A 19,436-nucleotide genomic window follows, 5' to 3' on the forward strand; every position below is an offset into this window, starting at 1 on the left:
GTCAGAGATTGCGCGAAATGACCATGCGCTGGATGTCGCTGGTGCCTTCGTAGATCTGGCAGATGCGCACGTCGCGGTAGATGCGCTCCAGCGGGAAGTCGCTCAAATAGCCATAGCCGCCCAGGGTTTGCAATGCCGCGGAACAGACCTTCTCGGCCATTTCCGAGGCGAACAGTTTGGCCATCGAGGCTTCCACCAGGGCCGGCTTGCCACTGTCACGCAGGGCCGCAGCGTAATGCACCATCTGCCGCGCCACGGCGATTTGGGTAGCCATGTCCGCCAGACGGAACGCCACTGCCTGGTGCTCGATGATCGGCTTGCCGAAGGTCTCGCGCTCACGGGCGTAATCGCGAGCCGCTTCGAACGCCGCCCGGGCCATGCCCACCGACTGCGAGGCAATGCCCACGCGCCCGCCTTCAAGGTTGGCCAGGGCAATCTTGTAGCCTTCGCCCTCCTCCCCCAGGCGGTTGGCCACTGGCACCTTGACGTCCTCGAAAAGGATCTGGCAGGTGTCGCTGGCGTGCTGACCGAGCTTGTCCTCGATGCGCGCGACCTTATAGCCCGGCGAATCGGTGGGCACGATAAAGGCGCTGATACCGCGTTTGCCCGCCGCCGGATCGGTGACCGCGAACACGATCACCACCCCGGCGTTCTGCCCGGAGGTGATGAATTGCTTGCAGCCGTTAAGGACATAGTGATCGCCGTCGCGGCGGGCCCGGGTCTTCAAGCTGCTGGCATCGGAGCCGGCCTGGGGCTCGGTCAGGGCAAAGGCCCCGAGCATGGCGCCGCTGGCCAGGGGCTTGAGGAAACGCTCTTTCTGCTCGTCATTGCCGAACTTGAGGATCGGCACACAGCCCACCGAGTTGTGCACGCTCATGATGGTGGAGCAGGCGCCGTCACCGGCGGCGATTTCTTCCAGGGCCATGACATAGGCCAGGTAGCCGGTGTCGCAACCGCCCCACTGTTCAGGCACCAGCATGCCGAAGAATCCCAGCTCGGCCATCTCGGCGATGGCTTCCTTGGGAAAGCGGTGCTCGCGATCCCACTCGGCGGCGAAAGGCTTGAGGCGTTCCTGGGCAAATTGCCGGGCCGCGTCGCTGATCTGCAGTTGTTCGTCATTGGGCAACATCGGGATTCCTCGTTACAGGCATTCAACGGCCATGGCCGTGGCTTCACCACCGCCGATGCAGATCGCGGCCACGCCACGCTTGAGGCCTTTCTGGCGCAGGGCCGACAGCAGGGTCACCAGGATCCGCGCACCGGAAGCACCGATCGGGTGGCCCAGGGCGCAGGCGCCGCCATGCACGTTGACCTTGGCGTGGGGGATTTCCAGCTTGCTCATGGTCACCAGACTGACCACGGCGAAGGCTTCGTTGATCTCGAACAGGTCCACGTCCTGCAAGGACCAGCCGGTCTTTTTCATCAATCGCTCGATGGCGCCCACTGGAGCCACAGGGAACAGCCCAGGAGTGTCGGCGAAGGCCGCGTGACCATGGATGACCGCCAAGGGCTTGAGGCCGCGTTTCTCGGCTTCGGAGCGACGCATCAGCACCAGGGCCGCAGCACCGTCGGAGATCGAACTGGAGTTGGCGGCAGTGACCGTGCCACCGTCACGGAACGCCGGCTTCAGGGTGGCGATCTTGTCCAGCTTGGCCTTGGGCGGCTGCTCGTCATCGCTGATCAGCTTCGATTCCTTGCCGATCATCACTTGCAGGGGAACGATCTCGTCCTTGAACAGACCGTCCTTGATCGCCTGCTGGGCGCGGGTCAGGGAGGCCACGGCAAACTCATCCTGAGCCTGACGGGTGAAACCGTTGGCCTCGGCGCAGTCCTCGGCAAAGGTGCCCATCAGGCGGCCCTTGTCGTAGGCGTCTTCCAGGCCATCGAGGAACATGTGGTCGAGGACCCTGCCGTGGCCCATGCGGTAGCCGCTGCGGGCACGGTCCAGCAGGTATGGGGCGTTGGACATGCTTTCCATGCCGCCGGCGATCACCACCTCGGCACTGCCGGCCAGCAGCATGTCGTGGGCGAGGATGGTGGCCTCCATGCCGGAACCACACATCTTGTTCAGGGTGGTGCAACGGGTGCCCTTGTCCAGGCCGGCGCCCAGGGCGGCCTGGCGCGCCGGGGCCTGGCCGAGGCCGGCAGACAGCACGCAGCCGAACAGCACTTCTTCTACTGCGTCAGCCGCAATGCCGGCCCGCTGTACCGCGGCGCGGATGGCCTCGCTCCCCAGTTGCGGAGCGCTCAGGCCTTTGAGTTCACCCTGGAAACCGCCCATGGGGGTGCGGACGGCGCTGACAATGACAATCGGATCGTGGGCAATGGACATGATGAATCCTCCTTACTTGGCGGCCATGCGCAAGGCACCGTCGAGACGGATCACCTCGCCGTTGAGCATGCTGTTTTCAATGATATGCCGCACCAGCGCGGCGTACTCGGCGGGTTTGCCCAGGCGTGGCGGAAACGGCACGCCAGCGGCCAGACCGGCCCGTACTTCATCGCTCATGCCGGCCATCATTGGGGTTTCGAAGATCCCCGGGGCAATGGTCATCACCCGGATGCCGAAACGTGCCAGTTCACGGGCCACCGGCAAGGTCAGGCTGGCGATGGCGCCCTTGGAGGCGGCATAGGCGGCCTGGCCGATCTGCCCGTCGAAGGCCGCGATGGAGGCCGTGTTGATGATCACCCCGCGCTCGCCTTCGGCATTGGCGGTGCTTTCGGCGATGGCGGCCGCCGCCAGACGCAACAGGTTGAAACTGCCGATCAGGTTGACGTTGATCACCTGGCTGAAGCTGGCCAGGGCGTGGGGGCCGTTCTTGCCGAGGACCTTCTCGCCACGCACGATGCCGGCGCAGTTGATCAGCCCGTTGAGGCCGCCAAAGGCCTTGACCGTGGCCTGCACCGCCGCTTCGGCCGCCGTTTCCTGGCTGATGTCCGCCACCACGCTCTGGCAGCCCAGTTGCTGGGCCTTGGCCGCCACGGCCTCGGCGTTGAGGTCCACCAGCATCACTTTGGCGCCGGCGGCGACGAGCATTTCGGCGCTGGCGGCACCGAGGCCGGACGCACCGCCACTGACGAGAAACACCTGGTTTGCAATGTCCATCATTCAAATCCTGTTCATGCGGTAGCTGTTGACGCCGCGGCCTCTTGAGCCTTGGCGATTTCCTGGTTGCGCAAGATAAAGCGCTGCAATTTGCCGCTGGGGGTTTTCGGCAAGTCGCTGACAAATTCGATTTCACGGGGGTAGGAATGGGCCGCCAGGCGCTTACGCACGTGCTGACGCAACTCCTCGGCCAACTCCGGGGTGGCGCGGTACTGCTCGCTGAGCACCACGAAGGCTTTCACCAGCTCGGTACGCTCGGGGTCGGGCTTGCCCACCACCGCCGCTTCTACCACCGCTGGGTGCTCGATCAGGGCACTTTCCACATCGAAAGGGCCGACCCGGTAGCCGGAAGTGGTGATCACATCGTCGCTGCGGCCGACAAAGCTGATGCTGCCGTCCTGGTTCAACTCCACGGTGTCGCCGCTGAGGTAGTAATCGCCGACAAAGGCCTTGGTCGGCACCCCGGCGTAACCGGCGAACCAGCACATCGGCGACTGGCTGCGGTCGATGGCGAGAATCCCCGGCTGGCCCACGCCCAGCTCCCGATACTCTTCGTCCAGCACCACAATGCGGTGGCCCGGCGAGGCGAAACCGGCGGCGCCCACATGCACCGGATGCTCCAGGCCATGGTGGTTGCACAGCACCATGCCCAGCTCGGTCTGGCCGTAGTGGTCATGGATCACCACGTCCAGTTGCTCGGCGAACCAGCGAATCACTTCCGGGTTGAGCGGCTCGCCGGCGCTGCTGACGATGCGCAGACGCCCCTTGATCGAAGCGGCGAACCGGTCGCCACCGGCAATCAACAGGCGATAGGCCGTAGGTGAACCAGTGAGGTTGGTGATGCCGTACTTGTTGATCACCCGGCAGGTACTTTCCAGGGTGAAGGGGCCGTCATAGAAGGTGATCGGATGGCCCAGGCCCAGGGGCCCGGTGACGCCAAAATAGATGCCGTAGGCCCAGCCCGGGTCGGCGACGTTCCAGAACGCATCCTCAGGTCGCAGGTCCACCGCGTCGCGGGTGTAGTTCTGGAACGCGACGATGGCCTTGAGCGGCACTTCCAGGGCTTTCGACGGGCCGGTGGTGCCCGAGGTGAACATCAGCAGGAACGGGTCTTCGCCGCTCAGCAGCAGCGGCTCGCACTGGGCCGGGTATTGCTCCAGCTCGGCCCAGAAACTGAAGTCGCCACGCACGATGCCCTGGCCCTTGGCGCCTCCCACAGTGACGACGGTGGGGCAATCGGCGACTTCCAAGAGCTTGGCTCGGTTGACCCCGTCAGTGACCACCACCTTGGCCCCCGAACTGTTCAAGCGATGCTCGATGGCCTTGGGGCCAAAGGCGGTGAACAGCGGCTGGTACACCGCGCCGATACGCCAGGTGGCAAGCACCGTGATCAAGAGTTCGACATTGCGCGGCAACAGTCCGGCGACCTTGTCGCCCTTGCCGACCCCCTGGGCCAGGAGGAAGTTGGCCAGGCGTGCGGCCTGGTCCTGCAGTTCAGTGAAGGTGTAGGTAGCGCTGCTGCCGTCCCGGCCTTCCCAGAACAACGCAATACGACCGGGCAATGCATGCCGGTCACAACATTCGACACAGGCATTGAGTGCCGACAGCGAGCCCGCCAGGGCTGCCTCGACGGTGTGCTGATAGTTGAACTCTTTGATAGCGGACAAGTAGTTGCGCATTGCCAGAATCCCTCACTGTTCTTATTAGGATGGGAACCTCATGAAAATCAGGGAAATACTGGCGCCAGAGCCCTCGCGGAACAATGGTCAAAGCTATCAAGTTGCGTGACCGGTTTGGCCAAGCGCCCGCGCTGCCCCGGCGAGATTGCTGGGGCAGCGCGGGGTGGTGCGAGGCTTGCGGGCCCTTTCGCCGGCAAGCCGGCTCCTACGGGGAGCTGCACGGTGTATCTGACTGCTGCAGGAGCTGGCTTGCCAGCGAAGGCGTCGGCCGGGGCGGCGCAAGGCTCAAGGGCCCTTTCGCCGGCAAGCCGGCTCCTACGGGGAGCTGCACGGTGTATCTGACTGCTGTAGGAGCTGGCTTGCCAGCGAAGGCGTCGGCCGGGGCGGCGCAGGGCGCGCGGCCCCTTTGTCGGCAAGCCGGTTCCTACGAGAGGTCCGGGTCGTTGAGGATCAGGCTACGGTAGTGTCCGGGGTTGGAACCGGACCATTTGCGAAACGCCTTGTAGAACGAGCTGGTATCGGCAAACCCCAGGCGCCCGGCTATTTCGGCGAAACTCAGTTGCGGCTCCGCCAGCCAGACAATCGCCAGTTCCTTGCGCACGCTGTCCTTGAGGGCCTGGTAGCTCTGGCCCTCTTCCGCCAGGCGCCGGCGCAGGGTCGAGGCGGACATGCACAGACTCTGGGCCAGGCTTTCACTTTCCGGCCACTGTTCCCCCGGCAGTTGCCGCAGTTGCTGCTTGATGCGGCTGGCCAGGCTTTCGGGATCGCGGTATTTCACCAGGATATTGGCCGGGGCATGGGCCAGAAAGCGCTTGAGCTCCGCCTCGCTGCGCTTGATGGGCAGGTCCAGGCAGTCGGCGGCGATGATCATCCGCGTGCGTGGCCGGTCAAAGCGCAGGTTGTCGGAGAACATCACCCGGTAGTCGTCGCAGAAATCCGGCTGGGGGCAACGCAGTTCGATGGCCAGGATCGGAATCCGCCGGCCCGCCAGCCAACAGGCCACACCGTGGACGATCATCCAGTAAGTGAAGTAGGTAAAGGCCCGCTGCGGCTCGTGTTCATCCTCCAGCAGGACGATTTCCGCCAGGCTCTGCTGGTGCACCAGTTGCGCCGGCAGGCGCTCGAACATCAGCGACAGAAAGCCCAGCACCGAGTCCAGCCCCGTGGCCAGGGTCGGCTGGGCCATGGCCGAGCGACAGAGGAAGGCCAGGCTGCCGGATTTCAGCTTGCGCGGGTCCATGCCGAAGAACTCATCGTCCAGACGCCGGGCCAGCAGGCGCCAGAGCCGCGCATAGGCACTGGCCGGGACCCGTGCCCTGCCCTGCTGCAAGCCCGCCGGGTCGATGCCGACCTTGAGCAGCACTTCATCGGTGGCCGCGCCTGGAGCGCAGCTTTGCAGCAGCGCCTCACGCACCAATTGCATGGAGATGGTGTCTTTTTCGGACATCGGGACCAAGGCTTTCCTGGATCTGGGGTTAGGACGGCCATCTTAGGCAGTGATCGGGAAAAAGCCAGTGGGCTTTGGGCTAAGTGTCGCCTTCCGGATCAGCTTGAAACCGATACGGATTCACGGACTCCATAGCGGGTTCAACCCGAGACAGGCCCCGCAAACCAGCATCCGATGCCTGAGCGCCGCCTCACGTCAGTGCAAAATAGTATCAATTCAAGTGTCATGGACGATTTGTCAGCGCCGCGTTTGAGGGCTGTAATCAGCCCACATTCTTCCTCTCTGGCGGAAGACATAACAACAATAACCGTCCTTCTGTCGCCAGCACTGGCGCAGAAGTGGAGTGACCGATGAAAACTTGCACCCAAGCCCTGCTCCTCAGCACCTGCATGACCCTCAGCAGCATCACCTTCGGCGCCCAGACCCTGACCATCGCCACCGTCAACAACAGTGACATGATCCGCATGCAACGGCTGTCGAAAACCTTCGAGAGCCAGCACCCGGAGATCAAGCTGAACTGGGTGGTGCTGGAAGAAAACGTCCTGCGCCAGCGCCTGACCACCGACATCGCCACCCAGGGCGGTCAGTTCGACGTACTCACCATCGGCATGTACGAAGCCGCGCTCTGGGGCGCCAAGGGCTGGCTGCAACCGATGCAGGACCTGCCCGCGGCCTATGACCTGGACGATGTCTTCCCTTCGGTCCGTGAAGGGCTGTCGGTCAAGGGCACCCTCTACGCCCTGCCGTTCTATGCCGAAAGTTCCATGACCTACTACCGTACCGACCTGTTCAAGGAGGCCGGACTGAGCATGCCGGAGCGGCCGACCTGGGAGCAGATCGGCGAATTCGCCGCCAAGCTCAACAAGCCCGAACAGGAACAGTACGGCCTGTGCCTGCGGGGCAAGGCCGGCTGGGGCGAGAACATGGCCCTGATCACCACCCTGGCCAACAGCTACGGCGCACGCTGGTTCGATGAACAATGGCAGCCCGAGTTCGCCGGGCCTGAATGGAAGAACGCCCTGAGCTTCTATGTCGACAACATGAAGAAGTCCGGCCCGCCCGGGGCCTCGAGCAACGGTTTCAATGAAAACCTGGCGCTGTTCAATAGCGGCAAGTGCGCGATCTGGGTCGACGCCAGCGTGGCCGGCTCCTTTGTCACCGACAAGAGCCAGAGCAAGGTCGCCGAGCACGTGGGCTTTACCTACGCGCCGCATCAGGTCACCGACAAGGGCAGCGCCTGGCTGTATTCCTGGTCCCTGGCGATCCCCGCCAGTTCCAAGGCCAAGGACGCCGCGAAGACCTTCACCACCTGGGCCACCTCCAAGGAATACGCAGCCCTGGTGGCCGAGAAGGACGGCATCGCCAACGTGCCACCGGGCACCCGCGCCTCCACCTACAGCCAGGCCTACATGAGCGCCGCGCCGTTCGCCCGAATCACCCTGGAATCGCTGAAGGCGGTGGACCCGAGCAAGCCGACCCTCAAGCCGGTGCCCTACATCGGCATCCAGTTGGTGACCATTCCCGAGTTCCAGGCCATTGGCACCCAGGTCGGCAAGCTGTTTTCCGCGGCGCTGATCGGCCAGACCACGGTGGACCAGGCCCTGGCAGCGGCGCAGCAGACCACCGAGCGGGAAGTGAAGCGCGCCGGCTACCCCAAATAACCCGGCGCTTCCTGTAGGAGCCGGCTTGCCGGCGAAGGGGCCTGTGAACCTTGCGTGGCCCTTGAGCACGCCTTCGCTGGCGAGCCAGCTCCTACCGTCCGCCGGCAACGCCAGCGCGCTGTCGCGCACTCTTGTACCCAACGGGTTGTGATCACCATGAATACCTCGACTGCCAAGCTCCATCTGCAAGCGCAGGCGGCCCCCCGCAAGCGTCGCCTGGCCAACCCCGGCTGGTTCCTGGTCAGCCCCTCGGTGGCGCTGTTGCTGCTGTGGATGGTCGTGCCCCTGGGCATGACCCTGTATTTTTCGCTGATCCGCTACAACCTGCTGTACCCCGGCGAAAACCAGTTCGTGGGCCTGGAGAACTTCAGCTACTTCCTCAGCGATTCGGGCTTTGTGCCCGGAGCCACCAACACCCTGTTGCTGGTGGGCAGCGTGCTGCTGATCAGCGTGGTACTCGGGGTGCTGATCAGCGCCCTGCTGGAGGCCAGCGAGTTCCTCGGCCGGGGCATTGTCCGGGTACTGCTGATCTCGCCGTTCTTCATCATGCCCACGGTGGGCGCACTGATCTGGAAGAACCTGATCTTGCACCCGGTCTCGGGGATTCTGGCAGCGCTGTGGAAACTGTTCGGCGCCCAGCCGGTGGACTGGCTGGCCCACTACCCGCTGCTGTCGATCATCATCATTGTCTCCTGGCAGTGGCTGCCGTTCGCCATCCTGATTCTGATGACCGCCATGCAGTCTCTGGACCAGGAACAGAAAGAGGCCGCGCGCCTGGACGGTGCCGGCCCCATCGCAATCTTCTGGCACCTGACCCTGCCGCACCTGGCGCGCCCCATCGCCGTAGTGGTGATGATCGAAACCATCTTCCTGCTCTCGGTCTTCGCCGAAATCTTCACCACCACCAACGGCGGCCCGGGCTACGCCTCGACCAACCTGGCGTACCTGATCTACAACCAGGCGCTGGTGCAGTTCGACGTGGGCATGGCTTCCGCCGGCGGCCTGATCGCCGTGGTCATCGCCAATATCGCCGCGATCATCCTGGTACGGATGATCGGCAAGAACCTGACTGACCAGAGCTGAGGTGCCCGCCATGACCCTGCAACAATCCCGACGCCTGCAAAGCCTGCTACTGGGCACCCTGGCCTGGGCCATCGCGATCCTGATCTTCTTCCCGATCTTCTGGATGGTGCTGACCAGCTTCAAGAGCGAGATCGATGCCTTCGCCACACCGCCGCAGTTCATCTTCACGCCAACGCTTGAGAACTACCTGCACATCAACGAACGCAGCAATTACCTGTCCTTCGCCTGGAATTCGGTGGTGATCTCCTTCAGCGCCACGGCTCTGTGCCTACTGATCGCGGTGCCGGCGGCCTACTCCATGGCCTTCTACGAGACCCGCAACACCAAGCGCACCCTGCTGTGGATGCTCTCCACCAAGATGCTGCCACCGGTGGGGGTGCTCATGCCCATCTACCTCCTGGCCAAGAGTTTCGGCCTGCTGGATACCCGCATCGCGCTGATCCTGATCTACACCCTGATCAACCTGCCGATCGTGGTGTGGATGGTTTACACCTACTTCAAGGACATCCCCCGGGACATCCTCGAAGCCGCTCGCCTGGACGGCGCCACCCTGGCCCAGGAGATGCTGCGGGTGCTTATGCCCATTGCCAAGGGCGGCCTGGCCTCCACCGCGCTGCTGTCACTGATCCTGTGCTGGAACGAAGCCTTCTGGTCGCTCAACCTGACCTCCTCCAATGCCGCCCCGCTGACCGCGCTGATCGCGTCCTACTCCAGTCCCGAAGGGCTGTTCTGGGCCAAGCTCTCGGCGGTTTCGACCCTGGCCTGCGCGCCGATCCTGATCTTCGGCTGGATCAGCCAGAAGCAACTGGTGCGCGGCCTGTCCTTCGGCGCAGTGAAATAACCCATTCAAAGTGGAGGCCCGTCATGGCCCATCTGAAAATCAACAATCTGCAAAAAGGCTTCGAAGGCTTTTCCATCATCAAGGGCATCGACCTTGAGGTGAACGACAAGGAATTCGTGGTGTTCGTCGGCCCCTCGGGCTGCGGCAAGTCCACCCTGTTGCGGCTGATTGCCGGCCTGGAGGAAGTCAGCGGCGGCAGCATCGAACTGGACGGGCGCGACATCACCGAAGTCAGCCCGGCCAAGCGCGACCTGGCCATGGTGTTCCAGACCTACGCCCTGTACCCGCACATGAGCGTGCGCAAGAACATGTCCTTCGCCCTGGACCTGGCCGGGGTCGACAAGGCCCAGGTGCAGAAGAAGGTCGATGAAGCGGCGCGCATTCTCGAACTGGGTCCGATGCTCGAACGCAAGCCCAAGCAACTCTCCGGCGGCCAGCGCCAGCGCGTGGCCATCGGCCGGGCCATTGTGCGCAACCCGAAGATTTTCCTGTTCGACGAACCCCTGTCCAATCTCGACGCCGCACTGCGGGTGCAGATGCGCCTGGAGCTGGCACGCCTGCACAAGGAGCTGCAGGCCACCATGATCTACGTGACCCACGATCAGGTCGAAGCCATGACCCTGGCGGACAAGGTAGTGGTGCTCAACGGCGGTCGGGTGGAACAGGTGGGTTCGCCCCTGGAGCTCTATCACCACCCCGCCAACCTGTTTGTCGCAGGCTTTCTCGGCACGCCGAAGATGGGCTTTCTCAAGGGCAGCGTCAGCCAGGTGGACGGTCAGGGTTGCGAGGTGCAACTGCAGGCCGGGGCACGCCTGCGCCTGAGCCAAAGCCATCCGCAGCTCCAGGTCGGCAGCCTGGTGACCCTGGGCATCCGTCCCGAACACCTGGAACTGGGCGAGCCCGGCCCCGGCAGCCTGCACGTCACCGCCGATGTTGCCGAGCGCCTGGGTAGCGACACCTTCTGCCATGTGCTCAGCGCCTCCGGCGAGGCACTGACCCTGCGCATCCGCGGCGATCTGGCCAGCCGCTACGGCGAGCAGTTGCACCTGCGCCTGGACCCGGAGCACTGCCACCTGTTCGATGCCCAAGGCGTCGCTGTTCCCCGTTCCCTGCGCGCCGCCGCCTGATTACCGAGAGCCCATGCATGAAACTCAATCGCTTCAACCTCAACCAGCTCCCGTCCCAGGTGCAGGTGCCTGCCTACAGTGCCGCCGACACCCGCCAGGGCATCGTGCACATCGGCGTCGGCGGTTTTCACCGGGCGCACCAGGCCTACTACACCGACGCCCTGATGAACCAGGGCTGGGGCCTGGACTGGAGTATCTGCGGGGTCGGCCTGCGTCCCGAAGACCGCCGCGCCCGGGACGACCTGGCGGGCCAGGACTGCCTCTACACCCTGTTCGAACTGGGGGACGGTGACGACCATGAAGTGCGGGTGATCGGTTCCATCAGCCAGATGCTGCTGGCCGAAGACGGCCCCCAAGCGCTGATCGACAAGCTGGCCAGCCCACAGATCCGCATCGTCTCCCTGACCATCACCGAGGGTGGTTACTGCATCGATGACAGCAGCGGCGAGTTCATGATCCACCTGCCGCAGATCCAGCACGACCTGGCCTATCCCCAGCAGCCACGCACCGTGTTCGGCTTCCTCTGTGCCGCCCTGGCCAAGCGTCGCGCCGCGGGCATTGCGGCCTTCACCCTGATGTCCTGCGATAACCTGCCCCACAACGGCGCCGTGACCCGCAAGGCGCTGCTGGCCTTTGCCGCCCGGCGCGACGCCGACCTGCACGACTGGATCGCCACCCAGGTGAGCTTTCCCAATGCCATGGTCGACCGCATCACCCCCATGACCAGCACCGCTCACCGTCTGCAACTGCACGACCAGCACGGCATCGACGACGCCTGGCCGGTGGTGTGCGAGCCCTTTGTGCAGTGGGTCCTGGAAGACAAGTTCGTCAACGGCCGCCCGGCTTGGGAACAGGTGGGCGTGCAGTTCACCGACGACGTCACGCCCTACGAAGAGATGAAGATCAAGCTGCTCAACGGCAGCCACCTGGCCCTGACCTACCTGGGCTTTCTCAAGGGTTACCGCTTCGTCTACGAAACCATGAACGATCCGCTGTTCGTCGCCTACATGCGCGCCTACATGGACCTGGACGTGACCCCGCAACTGGCGCCGGTGCCGGGCATTGACCTGGCGGCCTACAAGGACACGCTGGTCCAGCGCTTTTCCAATCAGGCCATCGCCGACCAGTTGGAGCGGGTGTGCAGCGACGGGTCGTCGAAGTTTCCCAAGTTCACCGTGCCGACCCTCAACCGCCTGATCGCCGATGGCCGCGATACCGAACGCGCGGCCCTGGTGGTCGCCGCCTGGGCCCTGTACCTGCGGGGCGTGGACGAAAACGGCGTGAGCTACAGGATTCCCGATCCACGGGCCGAGTTCTGCCAGGCCCTGGTGGCGGACGATACCCTGCTGACCCAGCGCCTGCTGGGGGTGGAGGAAATCTTCGGCCCAGCAATTCCCAGGTCCGCCGAGTTCGTCGAAGCCTTTGAGCGCTGCTTCAACAGTCTGCGCGAGTACGGCGTCAGCCAGACCCTGGAACGCCTGCTGGTGAAGCCGGCGCGTCCATCACGGAGCGCATGATGAGCACCGCCGCGCTGTACCTGGGTATCGATTGTGGCACCCAAGGCACCAAGGCCCTGATCCTCGACAGCCAGAGCGGCGCCGTCCTGGGCCTGGGCGCCGCGCCCCACAGCCTGATCAGCGGCGCCAACGGCCGTCGCGAGCAGGACACCGGACAATGGCTGCAAGCCTGCATCAGTGCCACCCACCAGGCGTTGCAAGCGGCCGGAGTCGATGGCCGGGACATTCTTGGCCTCGCGGTCTCCGGCCAGCAGCACGGCCTGGTGCTGCTGGATGATCAGGGCCAGGTGCTACGCCCGGCAAAGCTCTGGTGCGACACCGAAACCGTGGCCGAGAACCAGCGCCTGCTGGATCACCTGGGGGGCGAGCAAGGCTCCCTGGAGCGCCTGGGTATCGCCCTGGCGCCGGGTTACACCCTGTCGAAGCTGTTGTGGACCCGGGAGCAGCACCCCGCCGTGTTCCAGCGCATCGCCCATATCCTGCTGCCCCACGATTACCTCAACTTCTGGCTGACCGGGCGCTGCTGCAGCGAATACGGCGACGCCTCCGGCACCGGTTACTTCAATGTCCGCAGCCGTGACTGGGACCGGGCCCTGCTGGCCCATATCGACCCCGACGGACGCCTGGAACGTGCCTTGCCGGAACTGATCCAGGCCCAGCAGCCGGTGGGTCGGATACTGCCGCAGATAGCCGGGCTCCTGGGCATCAACCCCCAGGCCCTGGTGGCCAGCGGCGGTGGCGACAACATGCTCGGGGCTATCGGCACCGGCACTATCGAGCCCGGCATCATCACCATGAGCCTGGGTTCTTCCGGCACCCTGTATGCCTATGCCGAGCAGCCGCTGGTCAGCCATGGGTCGGTGGCGTCCTTCTGCTCTTCCAGCGGTGGCTGGCTGCCGCTGGTCTGCACCATGAACCTGACCAACGCCACCACCCTGGTGCGGCAACTGCTGGACCTGGACCTGGACAGCTTCAACCGCTTGGCGGGCCAGGCGCCGATCGGCGCCGAGGGCTTGTGCCTGCTGCCGTTCTTCAATGGCGAGCGGGTCCCCGCCCTGCCCCACGCCCGTGGCAGCCTGCAGGGCATGACCCTGGACAACCTGACCCAGGCCAACCTGTGCCGCGCGGTGCTGGAGGGCACCACCTTCGGCCTGCGCTACGGCCTCGACCTGCTGCGGGCCAATGGTTTGCAAAGCCAGAGCATCCGCCTGATCGGCGGCGGCTCAAAAAGTCCGCTGTGGCGGCAGATGGTCGCCGATATCATGCACACCCCGGTGATCTGCACCCGCGAAGCCGAAGCCGCCGCCCTGGGTGCGGCGATCCAGGCCGCCTGGTGCCATGGACGGCAAACGGACCCGGCCTTTAGCCTGGCGCAACTCTGTGAACGCTGCGTGAGCCTCGACCTCGACAGCCAGACCTGGCCCCGGGCCGAACAGGTGAAGGCCTACGAGACCGCGTATGAACGCTATCAACAGCATCTGGCAACCCTTTGAAGAGCGAATGACTATGTATCTGGTGTGTGGCGAAGCACTGTTCGATTTTTTCAGCGTCGATGACGCAAGTACCCAAGCCAATAAAGTGCAGTTCCAGGCCATTGCCGGGGGCTCACCCTTCAACGTAGCGCTGGGCCTGCGCCGCCTGGGCATTGACGTGGCGCTGCTGGCCGGGCTGTCCCGGGATTACCTGGGCCAGCGCCTGCGACGGGTGCTGCAGGACGAAGGGGTGAACACCCGATACCTGCACGAGTTCGACGCCCCCACCACCCTGGCCATGGTGGCGGTCGGCGCCGACGGCTCGCCCCACTACAGCTTCCGTGGCGAAGGCTGTGCCGATCGCCAGCTTCTGCAGGAGCACTTGCCGGAGCTGGACCCGAGCGTGCGCGGCTTGCATATCGGCTCGTTTTCCCTGGTGGTGCAACCGATTGCCGACACCCTGCTGACCCTGGTGCGCCGCGAGCGGGGGCGGCGCCTGATCAGTCTCGATCCCAATGTGCGCCTCAACCCGCAGCCGGATATCCAGCTGTGGCGTCAACGTATCGGTGAACTGGTGCAGCATGCCGACCTGATCAAGGTCAGCGACGAAGACCTGGCCCAGTTGTATCCCGGGCAGGCGCCCGAGGAACTGATCCAGGGCTGGCTGCAAGAGCATGCGCAGTTGGTGTTCCTGACCCGTGGCAGCCAGGGCGCCACAGTATTCAGTGCACGGCATGGCAGCTGGTCGGTGGCCTCGCCCCAGGTGCAGGTGGCCGACACCGTGGGCGCCGGTGACACCTTCCAGGCGGCGTTGATCGCCTGGCTCACCGAGCACGGGCTGGATTCACCGCAAGGCCTGGAACGGCTGAGCCGCGAACAGATCGACGCCCAATTGCGCTTTGCCGTGCGCGCCGCGGCCCTCACCTGCAGCAAGACCGGTCCCGACCTGCCCTACCGCCATCAACTCTAGGCGCCGCCTTCGCTGGCAAGCCAGCTCCTACAGCTCACCACAATCCGTAGGAGCCGGCTTGCCGGCGAAGACGCCCGTCAGCCTTGCGCCGATTCGGGCGACGCCTTCGCTGGCAAGCCAGCGCCTGCAACATTCAGTGCCACCGTGGTGCTTTTCCTGGGCCTTGGTCAGAGCAGCGAGAAGTTGTAGCTGACGATCAGGCGGGTATCGTCCATGTCACGGGCAATCTTCTGGTAGTTGCTGCGGTAAGTGGCGTTGCGCAGGCGCAGGCTCACGTCCTTGAAGGTGCCGCTCTGCACCACGTACTTGAGCTCGCTGTCGCGCTCCCACTCACGACCTTCACGCAGGCTGCCCGGCACCTTGATGTGGTCACCGCTGACGTAACGGGTCAGGAAGCTCAAGCCATTGAGGCCGAGCGCCTTGAAGTCGTAGTCGTAGCGCAGTTGCCAGGAACGTTCCTGGATCGCGGCGAAGTCGTTGACCTGGACGTAGTTCACCAGGTACGGGTTGCTGCCATCGAGGTAAGGCATCGAGTTGTCGCCATACATACGCTGCCAGCCGGCACTGAACACATGGCCGCCCAGGCTGTAGCCAAGCAGGGTGCTCAAGGCACGGTTGTCGATGCTGCCGGCGCGCTCGGCGCCACTGTCGGCACTCTTGAGCAGGCGCAGGTCGCCCTTCAATACGCCGGGGCCCAGCGGCTGGTTGGCCAACAGGCCGACAAAATGCTGGCGGTAGATGTCTTCCAGTTCGGCGTAGTGATACTGGCCGGTCAGGCGCTCATTGAACTTGTAGTCCACGCCATAGGTGTCGAAGTGGTCCGCCGTGGTGTTGCAGGCATAGCGCTTGTTCTTGCAATGCACGCGAATGTCCTGGGCATCGGTGGAATCCCGGGCGGTGTACTGGTTCAGGCGCGCGGCCGTCAGGGTCAGGCCCTTGACCTCCTTGGAGGTGAGCACGGCACCGTTGAACATCGTCGGCAGCAGGCGCCCGTCGTTGTACTTGAGCAACGGCAGGTCCGGCAGTTGCGCCCCGTATTTGAACACGGTCTGGGACATCCGCACCTTGGCGGTCAAGCCCAGCTTGGCGTACTGATCCGCAGAACCCCGTGGGTCATGTCCGCTGGAAGGCAAGAGACCACTGTTGCTGCGGTCCGGGCTGGAATCCAGCTTGATGCCCAGCATGCCCAAGGCATCCAGGCCAAAACCCACGGTGCCTTCGGTGTACCCCGATTGCAGGTTGAGGATGAAACCCTGGGCCGACTCTTCACGCTTGGAAGCGCCCTGGTCAGTGCTGGTGTGACCGTCGCGAAAATCCCGATTGAAGTAGACCGTGCGTGACTCCAGCTTGGCGCTGCTGTCCTCGAAAAAGCCGTCGGCCTGGGCCAGCGGGGCAAATCCTGCGCACAGGACGACCGCTCCGAGGCCCAGGAGTGGGCACGGATTGAGTAAAGGAAAAGGGGGACGCATGAACGGGCTCCAGCAGAAAATCAGTGACGCGAGGTAAAGAAAGACCCAGGTGAAATCCATCCTGCGAATCAGCGATCACAAGTTGAATTGATTGAATCAATGAAGACCGCCAATGATGGCAGATGGCCCCACCCACCCCAACTCGACTTTAGTCTGACTCCTCGGTCGCAGCGCCGGCAGCCATTCCTCTACGCCACAAAGCAGGCATAATCAGGAAAAAACCTATCAATTTCGCTAATTTTTGCCACGAAAAAACCTGTCAAAAAACCTGACGCCATGATCAGAAAGCCACCTGACGAGGACAGTGCCGTAGTCGATAGTGGCGAAAAAGCATCATCTTTTTGTGATTTTTATCTACCGTTCGTCGGTTTTATTATTTTTTCTGAACACCTGATCAAGTATTTGACGCTTTCCATGATGACCATCATGAGCAATCCTAAGATATTGTTTTTATTGATGTTTTTACCAATATAAAAATCAATGAAAGCACCTGTGTCATTTATGTAACACCGCAAAACGTCAATTAAACGTCTCGCACCTATGGTAGTGTCAAAAAAAGAGCGTGATAGCGGCCATGTGCCATACGCCTTTTAAAGAAGGTGAGTAACTCTCTCACCCAACACTCATCATGGACGAGGTCGTTCCCTTGGAAGTCAGCGTTTTTGGTACTGGCTATGTCGGTCTGGTGCAAGCAGTTGCCCTCGCCGATGTCGGGCACAACGTGGTCTGTGTCGATATCGACAGCCATAAGATTGCCCAGCTGCAACGTTCCATTCCTCCGATTCACGAGCCGGGTCTGGCGACCCTGATCGAAGAGAATCAAAAGGCCGGCCGACTGCATTTCACCACCCAGGCCAGCGATGCAGTGGGCCACGGCCAGGTGATTTTCATCGCGGTCGGCACTCCCTCCAACGAAGACGGCTCGGCGGACCTGGACCATGTCCTGGCGGTGGCCCGCAACATTGCCTGTCTGATGCACAGCGACAAGACCCTGGTGATCAAGTCCACCGTGCCGGTGGGTACGGCCGACCTGGTGATCGAGACTGTCGCCGAACAACTGGCGGACCTGGGCAAATCCCAGCTGCGAGTGCACGTGGCCTCCAACCCGGAGTTCCTCAAGGAGGGCTCGGCGGTGGCCGACTGCATGCGTCCGGACCGGATCGTCGTCGGCTGCTCCCACGAGCGGCCGCGCCAGCAGTTGAGCGAGCTGTATGCACCGTTCAACCACAACCATGACCGCCTGATGTTCATGGATAACCGCAGCGCCGAGCTGGTCAAGTACGCCGCCAACGCGATGCTCGCCACCCGTATCAGCTTCATGAACGAGATGGCCAACCTGGCGGAACGCCTGGGGGTGGACATCAACGCGGTGCGCAAGGGCATCGGCGCCGATCCGCGCATCGGCTACCACTTCATCTACCCCGGGGCCGGTTTCGGCGGCTCGTGCTTCCCCAAGGACCTGCGGGCGCTGATCCACACCGCAGAAAGCCACGGGCTGGAGCCGCATATGCTCAAGACCGTGCGCGACGTCAACGAACAGCAGCGCCATGTGCTGTTTCGCAAGCTCAAGGCGCACTTGGGGGACAACCTCAAGGGCAAGGTCATTGCGTTGTGGGGGCTGGCCTTCAAACCCAACACCGATGACATGCGCGAAGCCACCAGCCGCTACCTGATGGAAGCGCTGTGGCAGGCCGGAGCCAAGGTCCATGCCTACGACCCGGAAGCCATGACCGAATGCCGACGGCTGTACGGCTACCGCGACGACCTGCAGCTGTGCGCGACCCGCGACGACACCCTGCAAGGCGCTGACGCCCTGGTGATCTGCACCGAGTGGAAAGCCTTTCGCGTGGTGGACTTCAAGCTGCTGCACGACACCCTCAGCGATCGCCTGATCGTCGACGGCCGCAACCTGTACAACCCGCAACAGGCAGCGGACGCCGGCCTGCATTACCTGAGCATCGGCCTGCCCTACCGCGTCCCGGAGGCGTTGCGCGCATGAATATCCTGATCACCGGGGCCGCCGGCTTCATCGGCGCCCATACCGCACTGCGTTTGCTCAAGGATGGGCATCAGGTCACCGGACTGGATAATTTCAACGACTACTACGACCCCCAGCTCAAACGCGACCGGGTGCGCTGGGTCGAACAGCAAGCGGGGCACTTCCCCCTGCAACGCCTGGACCTGGCGGACAGCGAGGGCCTGGAGCGGCTGTTCGCCGAGATCCGGCCCCAGGTGGTGATCAACCTCGCCGCCCAGGCCGGGGTGCGCTACTCCCTGGAAAATCCCAAGGCCTACCTGGACAGCAACCTCTCAGGCTTCCTCAACCTGCTGGAAATGTGCCGACGCTACCCGGTGGAGCACCTGATCTACGCCTCTTCCAGCTCGGTGTACGGGGCCAACCAGCAAACGCCGTACAAGGTCAGCGACAACGTCGACCACCCGCTGTCGCTGTATGCGGCGAGCAAGAAAGCCAACGAACTGATGGCCCACAGTTACAGCCACCTGTTCGGGGTGCCGGCCACCGGCCTGCGCTTCTTCACCGTCTACGGTCCCTGGGGCCGGCCGGACATGTCGCCGATCCTGTTCGCCGATGCCATCAGCCAGGGCCGGCCGTTGAAGCTGTTCAACTACGGCCTGCACCAGCGCGACTTCACCTATGTCGACGACATCGTCGAGTCGCTGGTGCGCCTGCTGGGCAAGCCGCCGGTACGCGACCCGCTGTGGGACCGCGAGCAACCGGACCCGTCCACCAGCATGGCGCCCTGGCGTCTGTTCAATATCGGCGGCCAGCGCCCGGTGGAACTCAAGGAGTACGTGGCGACCCTGGAAAAACTCCTCGGGCGCCAGGCCCAGGTGGAGTACCTGCCTCTGCAGCCCGGTGACGTGCTCAACACCTGCGCCGACGTCAGCGCCCTGGAAAACCTCACCGGTTTCGGCCCCCAGGTGACCCTGGAGGAAGGCCTGAAGCATTTCGTCCAGTGGTACCTGAGCTACTACCCGGGCGGCGCGCCCTGAGCCCACGCCCCTGGGCGTTTTTACCCAACCATTTGCAATGGAAGTATTC

Annotated in this window: 15 protein-coding genes; 9 read left to right on the top strand and 6 right to left on the bottom strand. The window is 63.6% G+C overall.

The annotated features are described in order from the left end of the window. Window position 1: 1 nt before the first annotated feature. From P7C00_RS16645 to P7C00_RS16665, 5 genes are all read right to left on the bottom strand, one after another. The gene (locus tag P7C00_RS16645) at window positions 2-1,129 is read right to left on the bottom strand and encodes an acyl-CoA dehydrogenase (protein ID WP_346634423.1); all 1,128 of its coding nucleotides are present in this window, start codon (window positions 1,127-1,129) and stop codon (window positions 2-4) included. Between the two features lie 12 nt (window positions 1,130-1,141). Then, window positions 1,142-2,332 carry an acetyl-CoA C-acyltransferase gene (locus P7C00_RS16650; protein WP_404936886.1) on the bottom strand — a complete coding sequence of 397 codons (1,191 nt, stop codon included), beginning with the start codon at window positions 2,330-2,332 and terminating at the stop codon, window positions 1,142-1,144. Between the two features lie 12 nt (window positions 2,333-2,344). Next, window positions 2,345-3,106, bottom strand: coding sequence for an SDR family NAD(P)-dependent oxidoreductase (locus tag P7C00_RS16655; RefSeq protein WP_346634421.1), 762 nt, complete (start codon window positions 3,104-3,106; stop codon window positions 2,345-2,347). Between the two features lie 14 nt (window positions 3,107-3,120). Beyond that, window positions 3,121-4,785, bottom strand: coding sequence for an AMP-binding protein (locus P7C00_RS16660; RefSeq protein ID WP_404936887.1), 1,665 nt, complete (start codon window positions 4,783-4,785; stop codon window positions 3,121-3,123). Between the two features lie 424 nt (window positions 4,786-5,209). Continuing rightward, window positions 5,210-6,232: an AraC family transcriptional regulator gene (locus tag P7C00_RS16665; protein ID WP_346634419.1), complete on the bottom strand. Its 1,023-nt coding sequence runs from the start codon at window positions 6,230-6,232 to the stop codon at window positions 5,210-5,212. Between the two features lie 389 nt (window positions 6,233-6,621). On the opposite strand from P7C00_RS16665, the gene P7C00_RS16670 reads away from it, so the two are divergent. The 7 genes from P7C00_RS16670 to P7C00_RS16700 all read left to right on the top strand — a co-directional run bounded on the left by P7C00_RS16670 (window position 6,622) and on the right by P7C00_RS16700 (window position 14,903). Beyond that, entirely contained in the window at window positions 6,622-7,893 is a 1,272-nt protein-coding gene (locus tag P7C00_RS16670; RefSeq protein ID WP_404940018.1) for an ABC transporter substrate-binding protein, read from the top strand. 156 nt (window positions 7,894-8,049) lie between these two features. Continuing rightward, the gene (locus P7C00_RS16675) at window positions 8,050-8,976 is read left to right on the top strand and encodes a carbohydrate ABC transporter permease (protein WP_404936888.1); all 927 of its coding nucleotides are present in this window, start codon (window positions 8,050-8,052) and stop codon (window positions 8,974-8,976) included. Window positions 8,977-8,986: 10 nt separating this feature from the next. Next, window positions 8,987-9,817, top strand: coding sequence for a carbohydrate ABC transporter permease (locus tag P7C00_RS16680; protein WP_346634417.1), 831 nt, complete (start codon window positions 8,987-8,989; stop codon window positions 9,815-9,817). Between the two features lie 23 nt (window positions 9,818-9,840). Next, complete coding sequence (locus P7C00_RS16685) at window positions 9,841-10,944, top strand: ABC transporter ATP-binding protein (protein WP_404936889.1); 1,104 nt, start codon at window positions 9,841-9,843, stop codon at window positions 10,942-10,944. Window positions 10,945-10,961: 17 nt separating this feature from the next. Beyond that, window positions 10,962-12,461 carry a mannitol dehydrogenase family protein gene (locus tag P7C00_RS16690; protein ID WP_404936890.1) on the top strand — a complete coding sequence of 500 codons (1,500 nt, stop codon included), beginning with the start codon at window positions 10,962-10,964 and terminating at the stop codon, window positions 12,459-12,461. Next, window positions 12,461-13,954, top strand: coding sequence for a xylulokinase (gene xylB / locus P7C00_RS16695; RefSeq protein WP_404936891.1), 1,494 nt, complete (start codon window positions 12,461-12,463; stop codon window positions 13,952-13,954). The genes P7C00_RS16690 and xylB overlap by 1 nt, the downstream gene beginning before the upstream one ends. Before the next feature lie 13 nt (window positions 13,955-13,967). Further along, entirely contained in the window at window positions 13,968-14,903 is a 936-nt protein-coding gene (locus tag P7C00_RS16700; RefSeq protein ID WP_404940020.1) for a carbohydrate kinase, read from the top strand. Between the two features lie 167 nt (window positions 14,904-15,070). On the opposite strand, the gene P7C00_RS16705 is transcribed toward P7C00_RS16700, so the two are convergent. Then, complete coding sequence (locus P7C00_RS16705) at window positions 15,071-16,372, bottom strand: OprD family porin (protein ID WP_404936892.1); 1,302 nt, start codon at window positions 16,370-16,372, stop codon at window positions 15,071-15,073. A 646-nt stretch (window positions 16,373-17,018) separates the two neighbouring features. Here P7C00_RS16705 and P7C00_RS16710 point away from each other — a divergent pair. Both P7C00_RS16710 and P7C00_RS16715 read left to right on the top strand, forming a co-directional pair. Then, window positions 17,019-18,371, top strand: a complete 1,353-nt coding sequence (locus tag P7C00_RS16710) for a UDP-glucose/GDP-mannose dehydrogenase family protein (protein WP_346634412.1) — start codon at window positions 17,019-17,021, stop codon at window positions 18,369-18,371. Next, window positions 18,368-19,387 (top strand): NAD-dependent epimerase, encoded by a 1,020-nt coding sequence (locus tag P7C00_RS16715; RefSeq protein ID WP_404936893.1) that lies wholly within the window; start codon window positions 18,368-18,370, stop codon window positions 19,385-19,387. The genes P7C00_RS16710 and P7C00_RS16715 overlap by 4 nt, the downstream gene beginning before the upstream one ends. Window positions 19,388-19,436 lie beyond the last annotated feature (49 nt).

Origin of the sequence: Pseudomonas sp. JDS08PS003, from assembly GCF_045013505.1 — a bacterium.
Lineage (GTDB): Bacteria > Pseudomonadota > Gammaproteobacteria > Pseudomonadales > Pseudomonadaceae > Aquipseudomonas > Aquipseudomonas protegens_B.

Excerpts from the sequence above, each read along its gene's own strand:
- P7C00_RS16690 (WP_404936890.1), top strand. The coding sequence starts at position 10,962 with ATGAAACTCAATCGCTTCAACCTCAACCAGCTCCCGTCCCAGGTGCAG.
- P7C00_RS16665 (WP_346634419.1), bottom strand. The coding sequence starts at position 6,232 with ATGTCCGAAAAAGACACCATCTCCATGCAATTGGTGCGTGAGGCGCTG.
- P7C00_RS16700 (WP_404940020.1), top strand. The coding sequence starts at position 13,968 with ATGTATCTGGTGTGTGGCGAAGCACTGTTCGATTTTTTCAGCGTCGAT.
- P7C00_RS16645 (WP_346634423.1), bottom strand. The coding sequence starts at position 1,129 with ATGTTGCCCAATGACGAACAACTGCAGATCAGCGACGCGGCCCGGCAA.
- P7C00_RS16655 (WP_346634421.1), bottom strand. The coding sequence starts at position 3,106 with ATGGACATTGCAAACCAGGTGTTTCTCGTCAGTGGCGGTGCGTCCGGC.
- P7C00_RS16670 (WP_404940018.1), top strand. The coding sequence starts at position 6,622 with ATGACCCTCAGCAGCATCACCTTCGGCGCCCAGACCCTGACCATCGCC.
- P7C00_RS16685 (WP_404936889.1), top strand. The coding sequence starts at position 9,841 with ATGGCCCATCTGAAAATCAACAATCTGCAAAAAGGCTTCGAAGGCTTT.
- P7C00_RS16715 (WP_404936893.1), top strand. The coding sequence starts at position 18,368 with ATGAATATCCTGATCACCGGGGCCGCCGGCTTCATCGGCGCCCATACC.
- P7C00_RS16680 (WP_346634417.1), top strand. The coding sequence starts at position 8,987 with ATGACCCTGCAACAATCCCGACGCCTGCAAAGCCTGCTACTGGGCACC.
- P7C00_RS16675 (WP_404936888.1), top strand. The coding sequence starts at position 8,050 with ATGAATACCTCGACTGCCAAGCTCCATCTGCAAGCGCAGGCGGCCCCC.
- P7C00_RS16650 (WP_404936886.1), bottom strand. The coding sequence starts at position 2,332 with ATGTCCATTGCCCACGATCCGATTGTCATTGTCAGCGCCGTCCGCACC.
- P7C00_RS16660 (WP_404936887.1), bottom strand. The coding sequence starts at position 4,785 with ATGCGCAACTACTTGTCCGCTATCAAAGAGTTCAACTATCAGCACACC.
- P7C00_RS16705 (WP_404936892.1), bottom strand. The coding sequence starts at position 16,372 with ATGCGTCCCCCTTTTCCTTTACTCAATCCGTGCCCACTCCTGGGCCTC.
- xylB (WP_404936891.1), top strand. The coding sequence starts at position 12,461 with ATGAGCACCGCCGCGCTGTACCTGGGTATCGATTGTGGCACCCAAGGC.